Here is a 22,701-nt window from a genome sequence, read left to right on the forward strand (position 1 = left end):
GCCAGCATCCCACGACCCACGCACTTGTGACGCAGGTCACTCGAAAGGGCGGGAACTCGGCGGGATCCCGCTCCGACTACTGGACCGTCACGGCTGAAGAGCCGACGCGCCGTCCCCACCGACCCGGGAGAAGCCCGCCGATGTCCACCGCTCCCTCGACCTCTCCCTCCTCCGGCTCCGCTCCAGCGGGGGGACACCCATCGGACGAGGCCCCGCCACCCAGGGCACCCGCGCCGACGTCCCGCGGCCCGTGGGCCCCGCTGCGCCCCCTGGTGCTGCGCCTGCACTTCTACGCGGGCGTGTTCGTCGCACCGTTCCTGCTCGTCGCCGCCCTCACCGGCTTCCTGTACGCGGCGGCCTTCCAGGCCGAGCGGATCGTCTACGCGCACGAGCTGACCGTGCCGGTCGGCGACACCGAGCTGCCGGTGTCGGAGCAGGTGGCCGCGGCCCGCGAGGCGTACCCCGAGGGCACCGTCGCGGCCGTACGGCCCTCCCCGGCGGACGGCGCCACGACCCGCGTCATGCTGTCCGGTGTCGCGGGCGTGGACGCCACCCACACCTTCGCCGTGTTCGTCGACCCGTACACCGGCGAGGTGCGCGGCGGCCTGGAGCAGTACGGCTCGACGGGCGCGCTGCCGCTGCGCACCTGGATCGACGAGTTCCACCGCGACCTGCACCTCGGTGAGAACGGCCGGCTCTACAGCGAGTTCGCCGCGAGCTGGCTGTGGGTCATCGCGGGCGGCGGTGTGATCCTGTGGTTCTCCCGCCGCCGCGCCCTGCGCAAGGTGCGCGGCACCACCGGGCGGCGCCGCACCCTCGGACTGCACGGCACGGTCGGCGTGTGGGCGGCGGCAGGCTTCTTCTTCCTGTCCGCGACCGGCCTGACCTGGTCGCAGTACGCGGGCGCGAGCATCGACGAGCTGCGCACCTCGCTCGGCGGTGCCACGCCGTCGGTCTCGGCGGCGGCGGGCGGTGGCGAGCACGCCGGTCACGACACGGCCTCCGGCGCCGGCGGGAACGGCGAGCACGGCGTCGGGCTCGACAAGGTCCTGGCCGCCGCCCGCGCCGAGGGCCTGGGCGACCCGGTGGAGATCGTGCCGCCCGCGGACGCCGAGTCGGCGTACGTCGTCAAGCAGGTGCAGCGCGCCTGGCCCACGAAGCAGGACGCGGTCGCGGTCGACCCGGCCTCCGGCGAGGTCACCGACGTAGTGCGGTTCGCCGACTTCCCGGTCCTCGCCAAGCTGACCCGCTGGGGCATCGACCTGCACACCGGCGTGCTGTTCGGCCTGGTCAACCAGCTCGCGCTGATGCTGCTGGCGCTCGCGCTGGTGCTGCTGATCCTGTGGGGCTACCGCATGTGGTGGCAGCGCGGCCGCGGCTCCGCCTTCGGGCGGCCGATCCCGCGCGGCGCGTGGGCGCAGGTGCCGCCGTACGTCCTCGTCCCGCTGATGGCGGTGATCGCCGTCGTCGGCTACTTCGTGCCGCTCCTCGGCATCCCGCTCGCCGCGTTCCTCGCCGTGGACGTCGTCCTCGGGGAGATCGCGCACCGCAGGGGACGCCGGGCGCCGGCCTGAGCGCCGGCGGTTCGCGTGCCTGCGGTTCGCGTGGCGGCGGTTCGTGCGCCTGCGGCCCGCGCGCCTGCGGCCCGCGCGGCGGCGGCCCGGCGGTGTGTCCACCGCCGGGCCGCGTCCCGTTCGGGTCAGCTCTCCGGGAAGTCCCCGGCCAGCGCCGAGGCGATGCGCAGGTGCGTTCCGGCCTCCTCGTGCCGGCCCTGCCGCTCCAGGGTGCGGCCCAGCATCAGCCGGGCGTAGTGCTCCACCGGGTCGCGCTCCACGATGATCCGCAACTCGTCCTCGGCGCGGCGCAGTTGGGCGGAGTGGTAGTAGGAGCGGGCCAGCAGCAGCCGCGGTCCGGTCTGCTCCGGCGCCTCCTCGACCAGCCCCGTCAGCACCCGTGCCGCGGCGGCGTAGTCCCGCGCGTCGAAGAACAGCCGCGCGCGCTCCCAGCGCTCGGCCGGCGTTCCGTGGGCGTAGTAGGCGGTGTCGAACGCCGCCTCGTAGGTCGTGTCCACTCTGTGCCTCCTTCGAGGCCGACAACCCACCCCTGTCGTTGAATATTCCACTACCTGGGGGAGGTGGGCGCGGCCAGTTCCGCGTCGGCCCGCTCGGTGACCAGGGCGAGCACCCGGCCGGCGGCGGCCAGGTCCTCGGCGGGGATGCCGGCCCAGATGCGGGCGGTGGCCTCGCTCGTCTCGGCGGTGACGGTGGCGATCAGCTCCCGTCCCGCCTCCGTGGGCCCGATCAGCGGACCGTCGGCCGACAGCAGCCCCCTGCCGCGCAGTTCGCCGATCGTGGCGCGCACGTCGCCGGGATCGGTCTTGAGCGCCCCGGTCACCTGGGCGACGAGGGCGTCCGGTGCCAGGGGGCCGTCGGCGAAGACCGCGTAGCGGAGGGTGATCTGCTGCGGGAAGGTGATCGCGTGCCGGGTGAGGGCCCGCTCCAGGACGGCGCGGGCGGCGTAGTGGGCGAGGCCGATGGCGCGGCTGTCGGCGGGAGGTGCGGTGATGGTCATGACGTCCCCTTCGGATTCCGGGTCGTGCTCCCGTCGACGGGATCGAGCGGTACGGCGAGCAGGGTCGACAGTTCCTCGGTGAACGTGCGCGTCCGGTCGCTGTCCAGCCCGCCGAGCGGCTCCAGCAGCCGCTCCAGCAGCCCCCGCACCACCACGACGGCCCGTCGTGCGACGTCCACGCCCCGATCCGTGAGGGACAGCTGGACCGCGCGCGGGTCGTGCGGGTCACGGTTGCGCTCGACCAGACCCGCGGACTCCAGGGCCCGCGCCAGCTTGGACACGTAGAGCGGCTCCAGGCCGGTGTGGTCGGCCAGGCGCCGCTGGCTGGGGCGTTCCCCCGAGCGCCGCATGCCGTACAGGGAGGCGACCAGCGCGTACTGGGCGTGGGTCAGACCGAGCGGGGCCACCGCCCGGTCGACCGCCACCCGCCATTTCGTGGACAGGCGCCACACCAGGTAACCGGGCGTGGCCCCTTCGGAACCCTTGCTCATGGCAGATACGGTACATGGCTACTATGTTCATGGCTATTGTTTTTCGGAGATGCCCGACAGGCCCAGCCCGAGGCGCAAGCGCGTACGGTTCACGTACGCTTCCGGTCGGCTGTACCGTACGCTCGCACACGTTTCCGCCGGGAGAGGTGACCCATGGCCGAGGGCGCGAAGCGGTCGCGGCTGCTGTCCGCCGTCGACGCCCTCCTGGAGTCCGCGTCGCCGCTGCCGGTGCCGACGGAACGGAAGCGTCTGCGCGAGGCGCACGGCCTCACCCAGGAGCAGTTGGCGAACGCGATGAACGTCCGGCGGGCGACCGTCAGCGCCTGGGAGGCGGGCAAGGCGGAGCCCCGGCAGCCCGAGCGGGAGGCCTACGGGCGCCTGTTGGCGAAGCTCGCGGAGCGCCACCCCGTCGCGGACGCCGCCGGGCCCCGGCAGGCTCCGGCACGCCCCGCGCTCCCCGCCGGCCCGCCCGCCGCCCGCAGAACGCGCCAGGGCCGCGGCACCTCGCCCGCGGCACTCGAGCGGATGTTCAGCACGCTGCTGCACAGCGCGTGGCGCCTCGAGAGCAGGAGCCGCTACGCCTGGCACGAACGCCGCCCGGAGTACACGGCGTTCGCCACCGGACGGCACGTGCACTGGGACCTCCAGAGCGCGTGGTGCCGCAACCGTCGCGAGCAGACCGCCCTCGGCAAGACGTTCCAGCGCGTACGTGTCATCGACGAGCCGTACACCGAGTGCCAGTTGTACCTTCTGCTCCAGAACACCCCGCGCAACGCCGCATCGGGAGAGGACGTGCGGTTCCTCACCCGTGGCCGGGCGGACGCGCTGGAACTGCCCCGCGAGGACTTCTGGATCTTCGACGCGCGCACCGTCGCCCTCTTCCGCTTCGACGACGACACGGACGACACGGACGACAGGGACGGCGTCGAGATCGTCACGAGCCCCGCCGAGGTGCTGCGGTACGTCCAGGTGCGCGAGGCCGCCTGGCATCACGCCGTGTCACAGGAACGGATGGCGGCCCTCCTCGGCGTCTGAGCCGCCGCGGCGGCGACACCTTATCTCCCGCTTCCCGGAGGAACGCGCCGCTGTGACCTCGCGACGAGCAACGTAAGGCTCTCCGTTGCACCGCGTTCACGGCAGGGACTTCACCGGTTGATCTCGGCCAGGTTTCCAACGGGCCGTTTCACACCCGTGGCGGTCCTCGGCGAGGCGAGGAGACACCATGCGGCTGACACCCCGGCGGGACGAGAGCGCTGAGCAAGCGCGTCTGCGGGCACGTATCCAGCGACAGCGGGGCGGCGTCCACGGCCCCTTCCAGGTCCTGCTGACAAGCCCCGCGCTGGGCGACCCGCTGGAGCGGCTCAGCACCGCGTGCCTGGCGGAGTCGGCGCTGCCACCGCGACTGCGGGAGCTCAACTCCGCCGGCTACGACCGCGTCACCTACGAAGCCATGAACTCCCGCTACGCGCGCGGCGCGGCGGAGACCGTCGCCGACCGCCTCACCGGCCTCCTGCGCGCGCTGCACGCCGAGGACCGCGGACGCTGATCAGCGAGGGCGGCCGGGGCCGGCGCCCCCGTGCCCCGCAGGACCCGGGGCACGGGGGTGAGCCGCGGTCGCCCGTGCCGGCCCGTGCCCGCCCTCGTCACTGGCCCACCCGTCCGTCGACGCACTCGCGCAGCAGGTCGGCGTGCCCGCAGTGACGGGCGTACTCCTCGATCCTGTGCACCATCAGCTCCCGGACCGCGATCCCCTCCCGCCCCACCCGCCGGCCCAGGTCCGGATGCCCGGCCAGCGCGGCGTCCGTCGCGGCCTGCTCACGCTCCAGATCGCGCAGCGCGGCGTCGACCACGGCCTGATCGGCGACGGCTCCGTCGAAGTCCGCGTCACGCCCGCCGTACAGCTTCGGCAGCGGATCACCGTCGCTGATCCAGTTGCGCCAGTCCCGTTCCACCTCGGCGAGGTGCCGGACCAGTCCGAGCAGTGACATCGTCGACGGCGGCACCGAACGGCGGGCCAGTTGCTCCGGGTCCAGGCCCTCGCACTTCATCCGCAGGGTCATGCGGTAGTTCGTCAGGAAGTCCAGGAGGGTCGCGAGCTCGCCGTCCGGACTCGGACCTTCGCTGTTGCGGGGGTCGTCGTCCGGATCGGCCCACATGTCGGGGTAGACGGTCGCCCGGGTCCATCGCGCGGGTCGGTCACTCATGCGGTGCATGGTGGTCGGTGACGGCCCCGGTGCGCCACCGGGTTATGCCCCGGCCCCGTCCCGGCCCCGTCCCGGCCCCGTCCCGTGCCCGCTCAGGGCCGGAGACATACGATGGCCGAATGACCACTGTGCTGCTGAACACCTCCGCCGGGGACATCACCCTGGAGCTCGACGAGTCCAAGGCGCCGAAGACGGTCGCGAACTTCGTCGACTACGTCAAGTCCGGCCACTACGACGGCACCATCTTCCACCGGGTGATCCGCGGTTTCATGATCCAGGGCGGCGGCCTGACCGCGGACATGCAACAGAAGGCGGCGCCCCGGCGGGTGGAGAACGAGGCGGGCAACGGCCTGCGCAACGACAAGTACACGGTGGCGATGGCACGGACGGCGGACCCGCATTCGGCGAGCGCCCAGTTCTTCATCAACACCAGCGGCAACGACTTCCTGAACCACCCCGGCCAGGACGGCTGGGGGTACGCGGTGTTCGGCAAGGTCGTCGCGGGCAACGACGTGGTCGACGCGATCGAGGGCGTGCGCACCACGTCCCGCGGCGGTCACGGCGACGTACCGGTCGAGCCGGTGACGATCGTGTCCGCACGGCTGGCCTGAGCCCGGTGACGGTTCGCCCGCGTCACCCCTCGCCGGGGCGACGCGGGCGGACGGCGCGTGCGGGATCGGGGCCCCTCGGGCACCGGGCGAGTCCCCGCTGCCCGCCCGCGTTCACCGCGGCCGCGGGATGCGGGCCGCGGGATGCGGGACGCGGGACGCGCCTCAGGATTCGCGGATCACCGCCACCGCGCCGGGCGGCAGCGTGAGCCCGCCCTCCTCGGTGGTCGCGCCGCTCACCAGGTCCTCGCCGGTGACGGCCGCCCGGACGTCGGTGTCGGTGTGGTTGACGAGGAACAGGAAGCGGGAGCCGTCGTCGGCGTGGCGCCGGACGGCCTCCACCCCGGCAGGCAGCCCCGGCACCTCCGCCGAGACGCCCGCCTCGGTGAGCAGCGCGTCGAGGACGGCGGCCGTGCCGGCCTCGTCCAAACGGGTCGCCACGTACCAGGCGGCGCCCCGGCCGGCCCTGTTGCGGGTGACGGCGGGGCGTCCGGCCAGCGGTCCCTCCGCCCAGGTGCGCACGGCCCGGGCGCCGTCGAGCCGGGTCTTCTCGCTCCACAGGTCCGCTCGGCCGCCGTCGTCGAGCAGCGGGGTCTCGTTCTCCAGCAGCGGCCAGAACTCCTCCGTGCGGACGCCGAGCAGTTCGCGGAAGGCCCCGGGGTAGCCGCCGAGCCGGACGTGGTCGTGCTCGTCGGTGATGCCGCTGAAGAAGGTGATGAGCACCGAGGCCCCGGAGTGCGCCGCTTCGGCGATCCGGGCGGCGTCCTCGTCGGTGACGGTGTAGAGGGTGGGGACCACGACCAGCCGGTAGCCGGTGAGGTCGCTCTGCGCGCTGACGACGTCGACGGTGATCCCGCGCAGCCACAGGGCGCGGTACCAGCGCATGACCTCGTCGGGGTAGCGCAGGGCCCCGGTGGGGTGGCTGTCGAGCTCGCTGCCCCACCAGGACGGGTAGTCGAGGACGAGCGCCGCCCGGGCGCGGACCCTGCTGCCCCGGACGGGGGCGAGGGCGCGCAGCCGGCGGCCGAGTTCGACGGTGTCGCGGAAGACGTCGCTGTCCGGTCCGGCGTGGGGCACCATCGCCGAGTGGTACTTCTCGGAGCCCGCCGCGGACTGCCGCCACTGGAAGAACATCACGGCGTCGGCGCCGCGTGCCACATGGGCGAGGGAGTTGCGCAGCATCTCGCCGGGACCCTTGGGGCGGTTGCGGGGCTGCCAGTTGACGGCCGAGGTGGAGTGCTCCATGAGCATCCACGGTTCGCCCCCGGCGACACCGCGGCTGAGGTCGGCGCAGAACGCGAGCTCGATGTGGGCCTCGGGGTCGGCCGCGACGGTGTAGTGGTCGTTGGCGACCACGTCCATGTCGGCCGTCCAGGAGAAGTAGTCGACCCACTTGGTCCGGGTGGTCATCATGAAGTTCGTGGTGGTGGGCACGTGCGGGGTGACCTCGCGCAGCACGTCGCGCAGCGCCCGGTAGTGGGCGAGGTGCTCGTCGGAGCAGAACCGGGCGAAGTCGAGCTGCTGGGTGGGGTTGACGGTGGTCGGAGCGGCGAGCGGGGGCAGGACCTCGTCGAAGGAGTCGTAGCGCTGTGACCAGAAGGCCGTCCCCCAGGCGGCGTTGAGGGCGTCGACGGTGCCGTGCCGCCGGGCGAGCCAGCCGCGGAAGGCGGCGGCCGCGGCGTCCGAGTAGTCGTGGGGGACGTGGCAGCCGAGCTCGTTGTCCACGTGCCACAGCGCGAGCGCGGGGTGGTCCCCGTAGCGTTCGGCGACCTTGCGGGTCATCCGGACCGCGTACTCCCGGTACACGGGGGAGGAGACGGCGTAGGACTGCCGGCTGCCCTGGTGCAGGACGGTGCCGTCGGCGGTGCGGGGCAGGATCTCCGGGTGCGCGCGCGTCAGCCAGGGCGGTGGGGAGGCGGTGGCGGTGGCGAGCGCGACCCGGATGCCCGCGGCGTGCAGGCGGTCCAGCACGGTGTCGAGCCAGCCGAAGTCGTACACGCCCTCCCGGGGCTCGAGCCGGGCCCAGGAGAAGATGCCGACACTGACCAGGTTCACGCCGGCCCGGCGCATCAGCTCGACGTCCTCCACCTGGACGTCCACGGGCCATTGCTCGGGGTTGTAGTCACCGCCGTAGGCGATGCCCGGGGTGTCGAGCGGCCAGGGCCTGTGCGTGGTCATCGGCTGGTCCTTCGGCGTAGGGGAGTGCGTCGTCCGGGCCCCACTCTAAAGTGCAGTAAGCGCTTTCTCCAGAAAGCGCTTACTGTGCGTCGAACGTCGCGTTGTCCCGCCCCACCGCCCGCTGGTGACGAGCGACCGGGATCCGGTGCCGTGGAGGTCGATGCGGGTGACGAAGCTCCTCGGGGCCCGTGGCAGCACGTGCGGGACGCCGCCCCTGCCGCAGCGGACCGCGACCGGGTCGTCCACGTCCTCGGCAACGACCTCGGCCTCACCGCCGTCGGGGTGTCCTCCGCTTGCTCCGCGGATCGGGCTGGGCTGGTGGGCGTGTGTCTGTGTGGCGGCCGGGATCAGGGCTGCGGCGGGGTCCGGGTGCCGGCGGGTGTGCGGGTCAGACCGCTGCCCAGCCGTTGTCCACCGGCAGGACGACGCCGTTGACGCTGCTCGCCGCGTCGGAGGCGAGGTAGACGATGGCGGCGGCCTGTTCCTCCGGTTCGGACACGCGGCCCATGTTGGCCATGTGCCTGCCGATGACGGCCGGCCCGTGGGCCTCCCCGTCCACGCCGAGGCCACTCGTGATGTTCGTGATCGTGCCGCCCGGGGCGATGGCGTTGGCGCGGATGCCCTTGTCCCGGTACATCACCGCGAGGGAGCGGGTGAGTCCGAGGATGCCGTGCTTGGAGACGGTGTAGGCGGTCCCCGCCGCGCTGCCGCGCAGCGACGCCTCCGACGCGGTGGTGACGATGGCTCCGCGTCCCGCCGCGAGCATGTGCGGCAGCACGGACCTCGTCAGCAGGAACGGCGCGGTGAGGTTGACGCGCAGGACCCGCTCCCATTCGGCGTCGGTGACGTCCGCCGTGGCCGACATGCTGTCCATGACGCCCGCGTTGTTGACCAGGACGTCGACCCCGCCGAAGGTGTCGACCGCGGCCGCCGTGACCTGGTCGACGACCGCGCTGTCACTCAGGTCGCCGGTGACGCCCACGGCCGTTCCCCCTGCCGCCTCGATCGCCTCGACGACACTCTTCACTCCGTCGGCGTCCAGGTCGGCGACGACGACGTTCGCCGCCTCCGCGGCGAATCGCAGCGCCGTGGCGCGGCCTATGCCGGAGGCGGCTCCGGTGACGATGACGCTCCTGCCGGACAGGCCGGTGGCATCCATGCGGGTTCCTCTTCTCTGCTGGTCTCTTCTGGTGGGCGTGGCGTCAGCGTAGTACTTTTTGGCGCGCTGCGACATAAAGGCGGGGAGTGACATCGAGACATGATGCGTCAGCTGTCGGGGGAGTCAGTCGGCGTCGGGCGGCATAAGGTCGTGCGAGCACAGGAAGTCGGAGGAGGGACGATGGCCGGACGGGCCGGGGGTTCGACCGGGCGGCCGCCCTTGACGGAGCGGCGGCGCGCCGAGACCCGTACGGAGATCGCCGAGGAGGCGGTCCGGCTCTTCGGCGCCCACGGGGTGGCGGCGACCACCGCCGAGGACATCGCCTCGGCCGCGGGGATCTCCACCCGCACGTTGTGGCGCTACTTCCGCTCCAAGGAGGAGTGCGTACGGCCTCTGCTCACCGAAGGTCTGGAGACGCTGGCGGACCGCCTGCGGGACTGGAGGGGAGACCGCCCGCTCGCCGAAGCGATCATCGACGTCCACCGGCGCGAGGATGCCGGACAGCGCCTGGAAGTGCTGCGCGACCTCATACGGTTGTGCCGTGTCGAGCCGGGACTGCGCGCCGTCTGGCTACAGGCGCACCACGACGCCGAAGCGGCCTTCGCCGCCATGATCGCCGACCGTACCGGCCGGACCGCTGACGACCTCGCCGTCCGCTTGGAAGCGGGCGTGCTGAACACGGCACTGCGCATCGGAGTGGAGGACTGGGCTCTGCGGTCCGACGCGTCGACGGGGCCGTCGTACGCGGAAACCGTCGTCCGCGCTCTGCGGATGATCGCGCGTCTTCCCGACGCGAACTCGGCTGCCCTGTCCGGGGACCGCTCCCGCACCGAGCCGGCCTCATGAGCGACGGCGGACACATGTCGGAGCAGGTCGGCCGGCCGGCCGCCACCGTCTGACCGAGGCCCCGGCCCCCGCAGCGGCAACACCCGGCACACCGTCATCTCCGATGAGTGGAACGACTCCGCCCACCGCTCCTGTACGGCCTGCGAGCAGCGCAGTGGCCCCGGCACCAGCCACCGCTCGCTGACCTACGGGCCGCCCGCCGGCAGCGAGTACAAGGCCTACCGCCCCCTCCCGTACGGCGACTGACCGACCGTCACGCATCTGACAGCCCTGGTCGCCGCCGGATCGAGGAGCAGGTCCGGCGACATCGCCGCCCCCTGACCGGCACCGCGCTCGACCACACCCCGGCGGCGCACCCGCCGGGCCGTCGCGGTCCGTGCCGGTGTCTGTGCCGGTACGGCACAGATCCTTGTGGATGAAATAGGTACATCGAATGATGTATCCGGCATATCGTGCCTCACGTCGATTCGGTGATCTCCGTCAGTTCCTACGGTTTTCGTATGGCATCACCGAACGGTCCAACCAGAACACAAGACATGCCCACGTGGTGGACAGCGGCCGCTCCGCTCCTGTTCGCCGTGGTTCTTCCCCTGGCCGTGTTCTACGTTCTGCGGTCGCAGGGGACCAGCCAGTGGCTGGCACTGACGCTCAGCGGGGCGGTCCCCGCGGTGCGCATGGCCGTCGAGGCCGCCACACGGCGTCGGGTGGACAGCTTCGAGGCGTTCATGATCGTCATGCTGGCGGTGCGCATCGTGACGTCGCTGCTCACCGGCAGCCCACGGGTCATCCTCGTCAAGGACGCCGGACTCGCGGCGGCTGCCGGGCTGTGGATCCTGGGCTCGCTCCTGGTGGCGAAGCCCTTCGCCTTCCAGGCCGTCCAGACCTGGCACAGGCCCACCGCCGCACGCACCCGGGAAGCGGCCTGGAGCGTCTCGCCGGCGCTGCGCAGCGGACTGACCCGGCTGACGGTCCTGTGGGGCTGTGCCCAACTGCTGGACTGCGGTGCCGGAGTGCTCGTCGCCCTGCTGCTTCCGGTGGAGTCGGTTCCGGCACTCAACCGCGTGAAGGGACTGGCGCTGCTGTGCGCTGTCGCCCTCGTCACCGTCTTCTACAGCCGCCGCTACGGGCGGCGGCACGCACTGTCCCTCTTCGGTTCGCCACCCCTGAACACCGGAAAGGAAGGCTGATCACCATGGCGCTCCACCACACTGGCCACCGGACCGAGGCCGACGTGTCCGCGGCCCCCGTGTCCGCGGCCCCCGTGTCCGCGGCCCCCGAGATGCTGCGCGAGACGCTCGCCGAGCTGCGGCGGCTGGCCGCGCTCCCCCTCGAACACGGCCAGACGCTGCCGCCCCACGCCTACACCTCGCCCGAGCTGTACGCATGGGAGACCGAACGGATCTTCCGGCGGGAGTGGCTGTGCGTGGCACGGGCCGAGGAGATCCCGGAGCCGGGGAGCTATCTGCGGCTGGACGTCCTCGGCACCCCACTGGTGATCACCCGGGACGAGCAGGGCGAGCTGCATGCCCTGTCCCGGGTGTGCCGCCACCGGTTCATGGACCTCCTGCCGCCGGAGACCGCGCCCGAGCAGGGCTGTCTGAAGCGGCTGACCTGCCCGTATCACACCTGGACCTACCGGCTGAACGGCCAGTACGCGGGGCAGCTCGCCGGTGCTCCCCTGATGCAGCGGGTCGAGTTCGACCGGGCCGGATGCCGGCTCCCGGCGTACCGCGTCGAGGTCTGGAACGGCTTCGTCCTGCTCAACCTCGACCCCGGCGCGGCGCCGGCGGCGCCCGGACTGCGCGGGCTCGACCTGCGGCTGGGCAGCCACGGCATCGCGGACTGGGTGAGTGTCCACACCCAGGACTGGAAGGGCGTGCCCGCCAACTGGAAGGTGGCGGTGGAGAACGGTTCCGAGAACTACCACCACATGGGTACGCACGCGGCGACCCTGGATCCGGCGCTGCCGGGCCGGGACACGGAGGTGGACGAGTGCGACGGCCGCTGGTTCACCATGTTCACGCCGCTGTCGGACCCCGAGCGCGAGGGCACCGGCCTGGGACGGCAGACACGGTCCGGCCGGGGATCGCGGCCGGGGATGCTCATCGCCGGGATCTTCCCGCAGTTCGTCCTGGCGGTCCTGCCCGACAGTGCGGTCAGCATCCGCTGGCTGCCCACCGGGCCCGCCACCCACGACACCCGGATCACCGCCCTGGTCCCGCCCGGAGTGCCGCGGACACCCGGTTTCGCCGAGCAACTGGCCGGCATACGCGCTCAGATCGGCCGGATCCAGGAAGAGGATCTGGTGGCCGTCCGCGGCGTGCAACGGGGCCTGGCCTCCCACCCGGCTCCCTCCAACGGCCGTTTCTCCCATCTGGAGCGCCCGTTGTGGCAGTTCCAGCGCTACCTCGCGGAGCGACTGCTGTGACGCCCCCGAGCGACCCGGCCGGGCTCTGCACCCTCCGCCGGTATGAACGGCTCGTCCCGCCGGACAGGCATGCCGCGCATCAGTGGACGCACCGGGCGTAACCGGTCGACAGGTTCCGGTAGTCGGTGTAGCCGCCCTCGTAGTTGAGTCCCCACCGCCGCGCAGGTTCAGGCGCGGCGGTGCTGGCGGTCCAGTACCAGGCGTCGCGCGCGGTGTCCGGGAAGGCGGCCGGATCGACGGCCGGCGCGACACGGGATTCGTCGACGGTGGTGGCCAGTTCCTTGACGCTGGGCAGCCGCCAGGAGTGACCGCCGAGGCGCAGACCGCGGCAGTACGCCGTGGCGCCCGCGGCGGTGACGGGGGCGGGTGAGGCACCACGCTGCCAGGTCAGGCCCGTCGCGGGATCGGTCACCGCGTCCGCGGTCACCTGGTAGGCGGGGCGGCCGTCGCCGGTCGTCGACTGCACGCAGCGGACGTGGTGGTCCTGCGACCGGAAGGCGCCGTTGCTGGTCAGGCCCTCGTGGAAGTTCACGATCCAGGCCCGTGCGGGGGCCCTGGGCACCGCCCAGGCGGACGACGTCCAGAAGAACTCCGAGGGGGTGCCCGGGAACGCGCCCGTGTCGATCGCCGGTGCCGAGCGCGTGGTGTCGATGACGGAGGTCAGTTCGATACGGCTGGGCAGGTGCCAGTCGCCACCGGCCAGGTCGAGACCGGCGCAGTAGTCCGCGGCCGCGGCGTAGGTGTACGTGCCGGGTGCCGGGATCCTCTGCCAGATCAGACATGTCACGTCGTCCCGCACCGTCCCGTTGCCGAGGTCCGTGTAGCCGGCGGTGTTCCCGATGCCGTTCGCCGTCGCGCCGGGCATCGGCCGGTCGGCCCGGGTTCCCGCGAGCCGAGACCCGCATCCGGGGTCCGACACGGCTGGGTCCTTTGCGGGTGCGGATGCCGATGCGCCTGCCCGCGTCGTGCTCGTGCTCGTGGTCGTAGTCGTGGTCGTAGTCGTGCTCGTGCCGGGCGAGGGGGTCGGAACGGTCCGCGAAGCGGTCGCGCCGGCTGGGGGAGGGGCCGAGGGCGAGACGGGTGGTGCGGCAGCCGCCGGTGCGGGGGCGGGGGCGCCGGTGCGGCCGAAGGCGTACCAGCCGACGAGCGCGGTCAGCGCGACGGCGGTGGCCGTGGCGACGGCCACCGGTCCGTGGGACAGCGCGCGGATGCCCCGGCGCGCCGCGTCGCCGGTGTTCTTCGCGAAGGATCCCCTCAGTGCTCCGCCACCCCCGGCGGCCGTCGCCGAGGCCGGGCCGAGTGCGGACAGTACGTGAGCGACCAGACCGACGGGAAGCGGCACCAGGGCGAAGCCGCCGAGCAGCCGCTCGGCCGGAACGATCCCTGAAGCGGCCGGCCCGCACCGCGGACAGTCGTGGACATGAAGCTGTAGGCGCTCGCGCCACGAGGGGCTGGGACGTCCGTCCCAAGTGGCCAGGAGAGCGGTCAGGTCCGGGCAGCGCGGTGCGGCGGCCAGGGCGCGCAGGATGCCACGTGCGGCCTCCAGCCGCTCCTTGACCCGTCGCACTCGCACATTCGCGTGATGCGGCAACAGACCGCAGGCTTCGGCCAGCTCGGGTCGGCTCAGCTCGCCGGCCGCCTCCATCCACCACAGCGAGAGCGTCTCGCGGTCCTCGCTCTCCAGCCAGCGGGTGGCCTCGACGGCTTGGAGCCGTTGGCCCGAGAGCTTCAGCCGCAAGACCGTCAGATCGGCGAAGTCGGCCCGGGGACCGGCTTGTCGCACGCTTTCGTCGGGGAGGCCCAACTGCGGCCTGGTGCGGCTGCTCTGCCACCACGTGCGCACCTGCCGTACGGCGATGGCCATCAGCCACGAGCGGAAGCGGCTCGCGTCCTGGAGCGCCGACAGGTTGTTCACGGCCCGCAGCATGGTTTCCCGGACGACGTCGTCGACATCGCGATGGCCGTCCATCGCTCGTCCCACGACGTTGTAGACCAGGGGCAGGTAGCCGGACACCAGTGTCTCCAGCGCCTCCCGATCTCCTGCGCGGGCCTGGGCCACCACCGCGGTTCCCGGCGGTTTCCCGACGTTGTTCCGTGGGCGCACGTGCCCCACCTCGTCCTCTCGGCATCGGCTGTCAGCGCCGACCGGCCCGCCCGCCGATCGACGCGGCAGCAGTGTGCCACGCCGTCCGCCGACTCCTGCCCGCGCAACGACGGATCGCCGAGCTCATGTGGTGTCCTCACCGGTGCCGCGTTCTCGCCGCGCACCTGAGGAGGGGGGTGACCGTCTCGTACGGACGGCTGTCGGCGTGCGGGGCGGTGTACTGTCCCGCACCACCACGCGGGTCCGCAGCACAACGTGCTGGTCCGAGACCTTTTCGAACGCCGGCCGGAACGCACGCGCTCCGGCTTCGATCAAGGGCAGATGGACCGTGGTCAGCCCGGGGCGCACGTCCGAAGCGCCCGGCACGTCCCCGAAGCCGCACACACCGACCTCGGCACCGACGCGCACGCCCCGCAGGCGCAGTGCTGTCGACGCGCCGAAGGCCAATGGGTCGCTCGCGCAGATCACGACGTCGCACCGTCGCAGCACGGGACCCGGCAGTTCCATGACCGCGCGGTGGCCCGCGTCCCGGGACAGGTCGGTGTCCACCACCCGCACCGGGACGACATCCGCTTCGGCCAGGGCCGTCCGCACGCCACGCTCCCGCCGTGCCGCCGACGGCCAGGACGGCAGCCCCGACAGCAGGACCGGGCGGCGATAACCACGCCCCGTCAGCAGTGAGCCGAGAGCGAGCCGCGCACCACCTCGGACTGGTGGCCACCGTCTCCGCTGCCGGAGGCGACCCCGGGCAGCAGCTCGCCCTGCTCGACACCGTCCGCACCCTGCGCCCCCGAGCCCTGATCCTGACCGGCACGTGGCCGGCCGCCCCGGAGATCCAGACGGAGCTGCGGAAGGCCCTCGACGACCACACGCAGGACGGTGGCACCCGCATCGTCGTGATCGGGCGGCCACGCTCGCCGTTCCCGAGCATCGGCTTCGACGACTACGGAGCCGGCCTCGAGATGGCACAGCACATGACGCGGCTGCCCCTGCGCTCCGTCGTCGTCCTGGGCGGCCCCCGGCACCACCACGCCTACCGGGATCGCATCGCCGGCCTGCGGCAGGGACTCGCCGAAGCCGACGTGACCGGCATCCGGGTGGAGCACTGCCGCGCCGCGCGCGCCGCGGCCGCCGAGGCTCTCGCGGACGTCCTCTCCGGGCATGTGCCGGACGCGGTGCTCGCCGTCAACGACCGCATCGCCACCGGTGCTCTGCACGCGCTGGAGGACGCGGGGCTGCGCGTTCCCGACGACGTGGCGCTGAGCGGCGTCGACGGTATCCCCCTCGCGCAGGACCTCACTCCCGCCCTGACCACCATCGCTTTCCCGTTCGGCAGCGCCGGCCGGGAGGCTGTGCGCATCGCCACCGCGGACCGGCCGACGGATGTGCCGCTGCGTACCGTCCTGGGCGGACAGCTCATCGTGCGGGAGAGCTGCGGGGTGATCCGACAGCCCGCGGCCTCCGATTGACGTCATTCACCCCTTCACCCAACCATCCCCGACAGCGTCGCGGGCCCCTCGCCCGTCGCGGCGGCAGCCGGTGAGCGTGGTCATGCGGTGGGCCGGGCGTCCGGCGCGCGGCCGGTGGATTCGCGCCACATGACACGGGTGAGGGGACCGTGCCCAGGGGGCGCGGGCTCGTCGCGCATCACCGCCAGCAGGACGGCGATCACGTGACGTCCGAGCAACGCGTGGTCGACGTGGACGGTGGTCATGCTCGGCAGGATCGCGGCGGCGACGGGGTTGTCGTCCCAGCCGGTGACGCTCAGGTCGCGTGGCACCCGCCAGCCGCGCTCCCATGCCGCTCGTACGGCGGCGGCGGCCATGACGTCGTTGGCGGCGATCACCGCGGTCGCGCCGTCGGCGGGCAGGCGGCGTATCGCCTCGTCGGCGCGATCGGCTTCCCATGCGCAGTCGACCACGGCGTACGACTCCGCTCCGAGGCGGGCCGCGGTCTCCTCGAAGACCCGGCGGCGCTCGCGCGCGGAGGTGTGCGAGTACGAACCGGCCAGGTGCAGGAACCGGCGATGCCCCTGGCCGGCCAGGCGTTCCATGATCTCGGTGAGGATCGAGGCGTCCGCCAGCTCTCCGATGCCGCGCATGTTCTCGTCGTACTCGGGCGTCACGACGACGGGCGTGCGCGGGTGCCGTGGCGCGTACGCGGGCAGCGGCATGAGGGAGACGATGCCGTCGAAGAAGCCGGAGTCGGCGAGTTCGAGGACGCGGGCGGTGTGCGCGTGCGGCTCTCCGCCCAGGGTCACGACTTCGACCATGTGACCGGCGGCCGCGGACGCTTCCCGGGCGCCGGCGAGCATCTCCAGGGAACTGATGGCGACAGCGTTGGGAAGCACCACGGCCAGGCGGCCGGTCCTGCGGTCGCGCATGGCACGCGCCACCAGGTTGGGCCGGTAGTCGAGCTGGGCGATGGCCTGTCCGATCCTCTCGCGTGCCGCGGGGTTGATGCGGTCGTCCATCCGCAGGTAACGCGACACGGTCTGGTGCGACACGCCGGCGAGCCGGGCGACCTCGCGGATCGTGGGACGGCGGACGGCCGGGGGCACCGGCGGCGTGTTCGGCTCGGTGGTCATCGCAGGATGCTACCGATCCGGGCGCTGCCCACCGCAGCCTCGTCGCTCCGTACGGAGCCGTGCGGGACCGCGTGAGCAGGCGGTCAGCCGGCCGCCTGCCGGGCGGAGCCGGCTTCCCGGGTGGCGGCCCAGGACGCGAGGAGGCGCAGGGCCTCCTCGGAGGGGGAGCCGGGCTCCGCGGTGTAGACGGTCAGGGTGAGGCCGGGTTCGGCCGTCATCTCCAGCCCTTCGTAGGCGAGGGTGACATCGCCGACGGCCTGGTGGTGGAAGCGTTTGGTACCGGTGCCGTGCCGGCGGACGTTGTGGGCGCCCCAGCGGGTGCGGAAGGCGTCGCTGCGGGTGGACAGCTCCCCGACCAGGTCGTGCAGGTCCTTGTCGTGGGGGTTGCGGCCGGCCTCGGTGCGCAGGATGGCGACGGCGATGTCGGCGGCGAGGTCCCAGTCGGGGTAGAAGCGGCGGGAGACGGGGTCGAGGAAGTTGAACCGGGCGAGGTTCGCCTGGTTGTGGGGTGTGGCGTAGACGTCGCTGTAGAAGGCCCGCGCCAGCTGGTTGGCGGCGAGCAGGTCCATGCGGCCGTTGCGGACGAACGCGGGCCCGGCGGTGATCGCGTCCAGGGTCCATTGCAGGCTGCGGTGCGGCGTCCACTGCCCCCTGGTGCGGCGGCGGGGCCGGGTGAGGACGTCGGAGCCGTCCGCGGCCTGCGCCAGATGGAGAAGGTGGGCGCGCTCGGCGTCGTCGAGCCGGAGCGCGCGGGCGACGGCTTCGAGGACGGCCGGGGAGACGCCGGCGAGGTTGCCGCGTTCGAGCTTGGCGTAATACTCCACGCTCATGTCGGCGAGCGTGGCGACCTCGCTCCTGCGCAGGCCGGGGACGCGCCGCCGGCTGCCGGACGGCAGCCCCGCCTGCTCCGGGGTGATCTTCGCGCGCCGCGAGGTCAGGAACTCGCGGACCTCTTCACTGTTGTCCACCCCTCGACCGTACGTCCCACACGCGGCCCGAGGGATGTACTGCCGGTACACCCTTCGACGGTGACTCGCTGCGCGCGCGGCGAGCGGGTTTCCTGGATGGCGTGGCGCTCTCCGTCCGGCCGTGAACGCGGCCCCGCGGGGAGCCCGACCCCGGCCCCCCGCCCGGCCGTGAACGCGGCCCCGCGGGGAGCCCGACCCCGGCCCGCGGGCGGCGGTTCGCCGTCCGTGCCGGGCCCGCACCCGCACTCGGCGTGCCGCCGGTACATGACCGGCATCGCACGCCTCGGTACGTAAGGAACCCCCCATGCGCGGAGCAGTGATCCACGCCCCCGGCGATGTCCGCTTCGAAACCCTGGACGACCCGAAGATCCTCCAGCCCACCGACGCGATCATCCGCACGGCCGTCACCTGTGTGTGCGGCTCCGACCTGTGGCCCTACCGCGGCCTGGAGCCGATCGGCGACGCCCATCCCATGGGGCACGAGTACGTCGGCGTCGTGGAAGAGGTCGGCAGCGCGGTCACCGCCGTGAAGCCGGGCCAGTTCGTCGTCGGGTCGTTCGCCACCTCCGACAACACCTGCGCGAACTGCCGCAATGGCTTCCAGTCCAACTGCCTGGACCGCCAGTTCATGAGCACCTGCCAGGCCGAGCACGTTCGCATACCCAACGCCCAGGGCACCCTGGTCGCCACCGACGGGACGCCCGGCGAGGAGCTGTGGCCCGGCCTGCTGGCCGTCTCCGACGTCATGGGCACCGGCTGGTGGGCCGCCGACGCCGCGGAGGTCGGGCCCGGCTCGACCGCCGTGGTGGTCGGCGACGGCGCCGTCGGCCTGTGCGCGGTGATCGCGGCCAAGGAGATGGGCGCGGAGCGGATCATCGCGATGAGCCGCCATGAGCCGCGGCAGAGGCTCGCCCGTGAGTTCGGCGCCACCGACATCGTCACGGAGCGCGGCGACGAGGGCGTCGCCCGCGTCAAGGATCTCACCGACGGGATCGGCGCCGACGCGGTCCTGGAATGCGTGGGCACCGCCCAGTCCATGCAGCAGGCCCTGCGCTCCGCGCGCCCCGGTGGCAACGTCGGCTTCGTCGGCGTCCCCCACGGGGTCGCCGTCGACGGGCAGGAACTCTTCTTCTCCCACGTCGGCCTGCGCGGCGGCCCCGCCCCGGTGCGCCGCTACCTGCCCGACCTGATCGACCGCGTCCTGACCGGCCGGATCGACCCCGGCAAGGTCTTCGACCTCACCCTCCCTCTGGACCAGGTCGCCGAGGGCTACAAGGCCATGGACGAGCGTCGCGCCATCAAGAGCCTCCTCAAGCCCTGACCTGCCGGTCGGTGCCGAGATCCGCGCGCTGCGCCAGGGCGGGCTGTGGCCGCCGTCGCGGCGGGCTCCGCCCTCGCCGGCCAGGCACTGGACTCTGGACTCCTCTCTCGGCCTGACCGGACCCGCCCTGATCGGCGCCACCTCGCCCCGGCAATCCCCTGACCGTACGAACAGCACTACGAGGATCCTCATGGAATTCATCGAGCAGCAGCCCACCAGCAAGGCACCGGCCGACTGGTTCACCGGAGACATGTGGTGGGACGTCATCGTCGCCGGCCGGGAACCCTCCCGAATGCGGGCCAACCTCGTCCGCTTCTCCCCGGGCGCCCGCACCCACTGGCACTCCCACGCCGTGGGCCAGACCCTGCACGTGGTCTCCGGCACCGCCCTGATCGGCACCCGCGACGGCACCGTCTTCGAAGCCCGCCCCGGCGAGACCGTCAGCTGCCCGCCGGGCGAGGAACACTGGCACGGCGCCGTCCCCGACCGCTTCATGGAACACATCGCCATGTGGGAGGGAACCGGCGACGACACACCCGAGACCGTGTGGGCCGAGCCCGTCACCGACCAGCAGTACGACGGCCCTCGCAGCCGCACCCCGTAGCCATGACGCCGGAGCGCTCATCGCCCGCCGCCACCGACCCCATCCACGTGGATGCCGGCGGCGGGAGTGCCCGGCGCGAGGGCCGACGGCTGGGGACTTCTTGTGCTCGGCGGGCCTCGTGGCCGTTCCTCAAGCGGGGGTCTCGGCGGTGGCGGTCAGGACCGCGCGGCCGAGGATGTGGCCTGCCATGGTGAAGCCGAGGACGGCCGGGGTGGCGTCGGCGGGGACGCCGATGGTGTCGACGTCGAGGGCGTGCACCACGGTGAAGTAGCGGTGCGGGCCGTGACCGGCCGGCGGGGCGGCACCGATGAAGCGGGCCGCGCGGGCGTCGTTGGGCAACTGGAAGGCGCCTTCGGGAAGGCCCGAGCCGGTGTCGTCACCGGCGCCTTCGGGCAACTCCGTGACGGTGGCGGGGATGTCGGCGACCGCCCAGTGCCAGAACCCGGACCCGGTGGGGGCGTCGGGGTCGTAGACGGTGACGGCGTAGCTCCTGGTGCCCTCCGGGGCGCCGCTCCAGGACAGCTGCGGGGAGACGTCCTTGCCGCCGGGAACACCGGAGAGGCCGGAGTACTGCTCGATCGACCAGGCGGCGCCGTCGGTGACGGTGGTGCTGGCAACGGTGAAAGAGGCCGCCTCGGGGAGGCGGGCGAAGGGGTCGTTGGCGCTCATGGCGTCGTTCCTTTCAGGCCGTGCTGAGGGGGTGGCGGTGATGCGGCCGACGGAGATCCCGCCCCGACGGCGCCAGGAGGCACCGCCGTCGCGTTCGCTCATCACTGAGATCGACCCTAACATCAATAATCGATTATCCATCCGATCGTCTATCGTGTAGCCATGAACCAGACGACGACCCACACCTCCGCCTCGTCGGGGAAGCAGATGCTCTCCGAGCGGGTCTACACACACCTGCGGGACGCGATCATGCGCGGGGACCACGCTCCCGGTGACGCCCTCAAACCCCAGGACCTCGCCAGAGAGCAGGGCGTGAGCCTGGCCGTCGTGCGCGAGGCGCTCGTGCGGGTGGTCGGCGAGGGCCTCGCCGACCGGCTGCCCAACCGGGGCTTCGCCGTCCCGGCCTTCTCCGACCGCCGCTGGCAGGAGATCGCGGAGGCGCGCCGGACCGTCGAACCGGCCATGCTGCGCATGTCCGTCGAACGCGGCGACGTCGACTGGGAAGCCCGCGTACGTGCCGCCCACCACCGTCTGAGCCGTACCCCGGCGTACGTACCGGGGGAGGGCGAGCACTACAGCAGCGCATGGGCCGAAGCCCACCGGGTCTTCCACCGCACCCTGCTGGAGGGGTGCGGCAACCTCGTCCTGCTGGAGACCTTCGACCGGATGTGGACCGCGAGCGAGCTGGCCCGCCGCTGGTCGGCGCACCGCAACCCCGGCCGGGACGGCGCCCTGGAACATCGCCGGCTGGAAGAGGCCGCGCTCGCCCGCGACGCCGACGCCGCGGCCGAGATCCTGACCCAGCACCTCACCCAGACCGCGGCCGGACTGACCGACTGCCCCCACCGCGAGCCCACGAAGGAAGTCTGATGCGTCCCGCCCGCCCGGCCGCACGACCACACCTGATCCCCGACACCGGAGCCGCAGCATGACTTCCTTCGAGGCGAGCACAGGCCGCCGCTGCCACCACGCCGTCAGCCTCCTGCACACCGCCGTGTACTTCACACCGGAGCGGCAGGACGAACTCGCGGCGCTCGGGCTGGAGCGAGGGGCCATGTCCTACTACGCGGGCCGCGCCGCCCCGCTCGGTACGGTCGGCGCCGGCACGGTCACAGCGACGTTCTACAACTTCAACCACGAGCATGTGCGGCGGTACATCCCCGCCGCGTGGACGGTCACCACACCGGAGGCGGTGCTCGCGGCGCTACTGCGCGGCGCGGACGGGATGCTGCGGCGACTGCTCGGACAGGAGGTCCTCGCGTCGAAGGAGATGGCCGAGGCAGCCGGGCTGGCACTGCGCGCCACCGAGGCGTGCCACCGCGAGGCGCGCCCGCTGTACGCCGCGCACGCCGACCTCCGGGTGCCCGAGGAGCCCCACCTGGCCCTGTGGCACGCCGCGACGCTGCTGCGCGAGCACCGGGGTGACGGTCACCTCGCCGCCCTGGCGATCGCCGGCCTGTCCGGAATCGAGGCGCTGGTCCTGCACAACGCCACCGGCACGGCACCGACATCGGCACTGTTCAAGCGCACCCGCGGGTGGTCCGCGCAGCAGTGGGACGCCGCCCGGGAGCAGTTGCGCGAACGCGGCCTGCTGGACGAGGCAGGGGACCTCACACGGGCGGGCGCGACCCTGCGCGGCGAGGCCGAGGTGCTCACCGACCGCCTCGACGCCGCCCCGTACGACCACCTCGGCCCGGCCGCCACCGCACGCCTCACCGAACTGGCCGGTGGCTTCTCCGGAACGTTGAGAGCAGCGGGCGCCTTCCCTGCGGTGCACTTCGGCAAGGGCTGAGGGCTGAGGGCTGCGGGCTGGGGGCTGAGAGCTGGGGCCGATGGTTGAGGGCTGCGGGCTGGGTGGGGGCTGGGGGCTGGGGCTGGGGGCTGAGGCCGGGAGCCCGGCGCCCTCGTCGTGGCTACGGCCAGGTGGCGTCCAGCGTGCAGCGCTGCGTGACGTTCGGTTCCG

The 22,701-nt window shown here is 72.8% G+C and carries 23 protein-coding genes and 1 pseudogene; 12 read left to right on the forward strand and 12 right to left on the reverse strand.

The window, feature by feature from the left end:
- The first annotated feature begins 140 nt into the window (after positions 1 to 140).
- A complete protein-coding gene (locus tag ACFV9M_RS03110) occupies positions 141 to 1,574 on the forward strand; it encodes a PepSY-associated TM helix domain-containing protein (RefSeq protein ID WP_385074539.1) in 1,434 nt (477 codons plus the stop codon).
- A 125-nt stretch (positions 1,575 to 1,699) separates the two neighbouring features.
- Here the strand turns inward: ACFV9M_RS03110 and ACFV9M_RS03115 are convergent, their stop codons facing one another.
- Genes ACFV9M_RS03115 through ACFV9M_RS03125 form a run of 3 tightly spaced genes read right to left on the reverse strand, consistent with a single transcriptional unit; the run spans position 1,700 to position 3,062 of the window.
- Positions 1,700 to 2,071, reverse strand: a complete 372-nt coding sequence (locus ACFV9M_RS03115) for a tetratricopeptide repeat protein (RefSeq protein WP_385074542.1) — start codon at positions 2,069 to 2,071, stop codon at positions 1,700 to 1,702.
- A gap of 50 nt (positions 2,072 to 2,121) precedes the next feature.
- On the reverse strand, positions 2,122 to 2,571 hold the full coding sequence (locus tag ACFV9M_RS03120; protein WP_385074545.1) for a MarR family transcriptional regulator: 450 nt from the start codon (positions 2,569 to 2,571) through the stop codon (positions 2,122 to 2,124).
- Positions 2,568 to 3,062 (reverse strand): MarR family winged helix-turn-helix transcriptional regulator, encoded by a 495-nt coding sequence (locus tag ACFV9M_RS03125; protein WP_385074548.1) that lies wholly within the window; start codon positions 3,060 to 3,062, stop codon positions 2,568 to 2,570. The genes ACFV9M_RS03120 and ACFV9M_RS03125 overlap by 4 nt, the downstream gene beginning before the upstream one ends.
- A 153-nt stretch (positions 3,063 to 3,215) precedes the next feature.
- Between ACFV9M_RS03125 and ACFV9M_RS03130 the strand changes: the two genes are divergently transcribed.
- Both ACFV9M_RS03130 and ACFV9M_RS03135 read left to right on the forward strand, forming a co-directional pair.
- Positions 3,216 to 4,097, forward strand: a complete 882-nt coding sequence (locus ACFV9M_RS03130; RefSeq protein WP_385074551.1) for a helix-turn-helix transcriptional regulator — start codon at positions 3,216 to 3,218, stop codon at positions 4,095 to 4,097.
- A 187-nt stretch (positions 4,098 to 4,284) separates the two neighbouring features.
- Entirely contained in the window at positions 4,285 to 4,608 is a 324-nt protein-coding gene (locus tag ACFV9M_RS03135) for a hypothetical protein (RefSeq protein WP_385074554.1), read from the forward strand.
- Between the two features lie 97 nt (positions 4,609 to 4,705).
- Here ACFV9M_RS03135 and ACFV9M_RS03140 read toward each other — a convergent pair whose 3' ends face one another.
- Positions 4,706 to 5,275, reverse strand: a complete 570-nt coding sequence (locus ACFV9M_RS03140) for a DinB family protein (RefSeq protein WP_385074556.1) — start codon at positions 5,273 to 5,275, stop codon at positions 4,706 to 4,708.
- A 110-nt stretch (positions 5,276 to 5,385) separates the two neighbouring features.
- Here ACFV9M_RS03140 and ACFV9M_RS03145 point away from each other — a divergent pair, with 110 nt between their 5' ends.
- Positions 5,386 to 5,877 (forward strand): peptidylprolyl isomerase, encoded by a 492-nt coding sequence (locus tag ACFV9M_RS03145; protein WP_385074559.1) that lies wholly within the window; start codon positions 5,386 to 5,388, stop codon positions 5,875 to 5,877.
- 162 nt (positions 5,878 to 6,039) lie between these two features.
- Here the strand turns inward: ACFV9M_RS03145 and ACFV9M_RS03150 are convergent, their stop codons facing one another.
- The 3 genes and pseudogenes from ACFV9M_RS03150 to ACFV9M_RS03160 form a co-directional block, all read right to left on the reverse strand.
- Positions 6,040 to 8,052, reverse strand: coding sequence for a beta-galactosidase (locus ACFV9M_RS03150; RefSeq protein WP_385074562.1), 2,013 nt, complete (start codon positions 8,050 to 8,052; stop codon positions 6,040 to 6,042).
- An 82-nt stretch (positions 8,053 to 8,134) separates the two neighbouring features.
- Positions 8,135 to 8,334 (reverse strand): annotated as a pseudogene (locus tag ACFV9M_RS03155) (hypothetical protein); the annotation flags it as partial.
- Positions 8,335 to 8,440: 106 nt separating this feature from the next.
- Positions 8,441 to 9,211 carry an SDR family NAD(P)-dependent oxidoreductase gene (locus ACFV9M_RS03160; protein ID WP_385074565.1) on the reverse strand — a complete coding sequence of 257 codons (771 nt, stop codon included), beginning with the start codon at positions 9,209 to 9,211 and terminating at the stop codon, positions 8,441 to 8,443.
- A gap of 180 nt (positions 9,212 to 9,391) precedes the next feature.
- Between ACFV9M_RS03160 and ACFV9M_RS03165 the strand changes: the two genes are divergently transcribed.
- The 3 genes from ACFV9M_RS03165 (at position 9,392) to ACFV9M_RS03175 (ending at position 12,485) form a co-directional block, all read left to right on the forward strand.
- Positions 9,392 to 10,057, forward strand: coding sequence for a TetR/AcrR family transcriptional regulator (locus ACFV9M_RS03165; protein WP_385074567.1), 666 nt, complete (start codon positions 9,392 to 9,394; stop codon positions 10,055 to 10,057).
- Positions 10,058 to 10,593: 536 nt separating this feature from the next.
- Complete coding sequence (locus ACFV9M_RS03170; RefSeq protein ID WP_385074570.1) at positions 10,594 to 11,244, forward strand: VC0807 family protein; 651 nt, start codon at positions 10,594 to 10,596, stop codon at positions 11,242 to 11,244.
- Positions 11,245 to 11,249: 5 nt separating this feature from the next.
- Complete coding sequence (locus ACFV9M_RS03175) at positions 11,250 to 12,485, forward strand: aromatic ring-hydroxylating dioxygenase subunit alpha (RefSeq protein WP_385074573.1); 1,236 nt, start codon at positions 11,250 to 11,252, stop codon at positions 12,483 to 12,485.
- 79 nt (positions 12,486 to 12,564) lie between these two features.
- Here ACFV9M_RS03175 and ACFV9M_RS03180 read toward each other — a convergent pair whose 3' ends face one another.
- Together ACFV9M_RS03180 and ACFV9M_RS03185 are read right to left on the reverse strand one after the other, a co-directional pair.
- Positions 12,565 to 14,589: a sigma-70 family RNA polymerase sigma factor gene (locus ACFV9M_RS03180; RefSeq protein ID WP_385074576.1), complete on the reverse strand. Its 2,025-nt coding sequence runs from the start codon at positions 14,587 to 14,589 to the stop codon at positions 12,565 to 12,567.
- A 123-nt stretch (positions 14,590 to 14,712) separates the two neighbouring features.
- The gene (locus tag ACFV9M_RS03185) at positions 14,713 to 15,267 is read right to left on the reverse strand and encodes a substrate-binding domain-containing protein (protein ID WP_385074628.1); all 555 of its coding nucleotides are present in this window, start codon (positions 15,265 to 15,267) and stop codon (positions 14,713 to 14,715) included.
- On the opposite strand from ACFV9M_RS03185, the gene ACFV9M_RS03190 reads away from it, so the two are divergent.
- Positions 15,267 to 16,058, forward strand: coding sequence for a LacI family DNA-binding transcriptional regulator (locus ACFV9M_RS03190; RefSeq protein WP_385074579.1), 792 nt, complete (start codon positions 15,267 to 15,269; stop codon positions 16,056 to 16,058). The two genes, ACFV9M_RS03185 and ACFV9M_RS03190, sit on opposite strands and share 1 nt — an antisense overlap.
- 80 nt (positions 16,059 to 16,138) lie before the next feature.
- Here the strand turns inward: ACFV9M_RS03190 and ACFV9M_RS03195 are convergent, their stop codons facing one another.
- Positions 16,139 to 17,176, reverse strand: a complete 1,038-nt coding sequence (locus tag ACFV9M_RS03195; RefSeq protein WP_385074581.1) for a LacI family DNA-binding transcriptional regulator — start codon at positions 17,174 to 17,176, stop codon at positions 16,139 to 16,141.
- 83 nt (positions 17,177 to 17,259) lie between these two features.
- Positions 17,260 to 18,144: a helix-turn-helix transcriptional regulator gene (locus ACFV9M_RS03200; protein WP_385074584.1), complete on the reverse strand. Its 885-nt coding sequence runs from the start codon at positions 18,142 to 18,144 to the stop codon at positions 17,260 to 17,262.
- A gap of 304 nt (positions 18,145 to 18,448) precedes the next feature.
- Between ACFV9M_RS03200 and ACFV9M_RS03205 the strand changes: the two genes are divergently transcribed.
- Together ACFV9M_RS03205 and ACFV9M_RS03210 are read left to right on the forward strand one after the other, a co-directional pair.
- The gene (locus tag ACFV9M_RS03205; RefSeq protein ID WP_385074585.1) at positions 18,449 to 19,465 is read left to right on the forward strand and encodes a zinc-dependent alcohol dehydrogenase family protein; all 1,017 of its coding nucleotides are present in this window, start codon (positions 18,449 to 18,451) and stop codon (positions 19,463 to 19,465) included.
- A 190-nt stretch (positions 19,466 to 19,655) separates the two neighbouring features.
- Positions 19,656 to 20,069 carry a cupin domain-containing protein gene (locus tag ACFV9M_RS03210; protein ID WP_385074588.1) on the forward strand — a complete coding sequence of 138 codons (414 nt, stop codon included), beginning with the start codon at positions 19,656 to 19,658 and terminating at the stop codon, positions 20,067 to 20,069.
- Between the two features lie 129 nt (positions 20,070 to 20,198).
- Here the strand turns inward: ACFV9M_RS03210 and ACFV9M_RS03215 are convergent, their stop codons facing one another.
- Positions 20,199 to 20,738: a YbhB/YbcL family Raf kinase inhibitor-like protein gene (locus tag ACFV9M_RS03215; RefSeq protein ID WP_385074591.1), complete on the reverse strand. Its 540-nt coding sequence runs from the start codon at positions 20,736 to 20,738 to the stop codon at positions 20,199 to 20,201.
- A gap of 162 nt (positions 20,739 to 20,900) precedes the next feature.
- Between ACFV9M_RS03215 and ACFV9M_RS03220 the strand changes: the two genes are divergently transcribed.
- Both ACFV9M_RS03220 and ACFV9M_RS03225 read left to right on the forward strand, forming a co-directional pair.
- Positions 20,901 to 21,608 (forward strand): GntR family transcriptional regulator, encoded by a 708-nt coding sequence (locus tag ACFV9M_RS03220; protein WP_385074594.1) that lies wholly within the window; start codon positions 20,901 to 20,903, stop codon positions 21,606 to 21,608.
- Between the two features lie 58 nt (positions 21,609 to 21,666).
- Positions 21,667 to 22,530 (forward strand): hypothetical protein, encoded by an 864-nt coding sequence (locus ACFV9M_RS03225; RefSeq protein ID WP_385074597.1) that lies wholly within the window; start codon positions 21,667 to 21,669, stop codon positions 22,528 to 22,530.
- Positions 22,531 to 22,701: the final 171 nt, after the last annotated feature.

Source organism: Streptomyces sp. NPDC059895 (assembly GCF_042731035.1).
Taxonomy (GTDB): Bacteria; Actinomycetota; Actinomycetes; order Streptomycetales; family Streptomycetaceae; genus Streptomyces.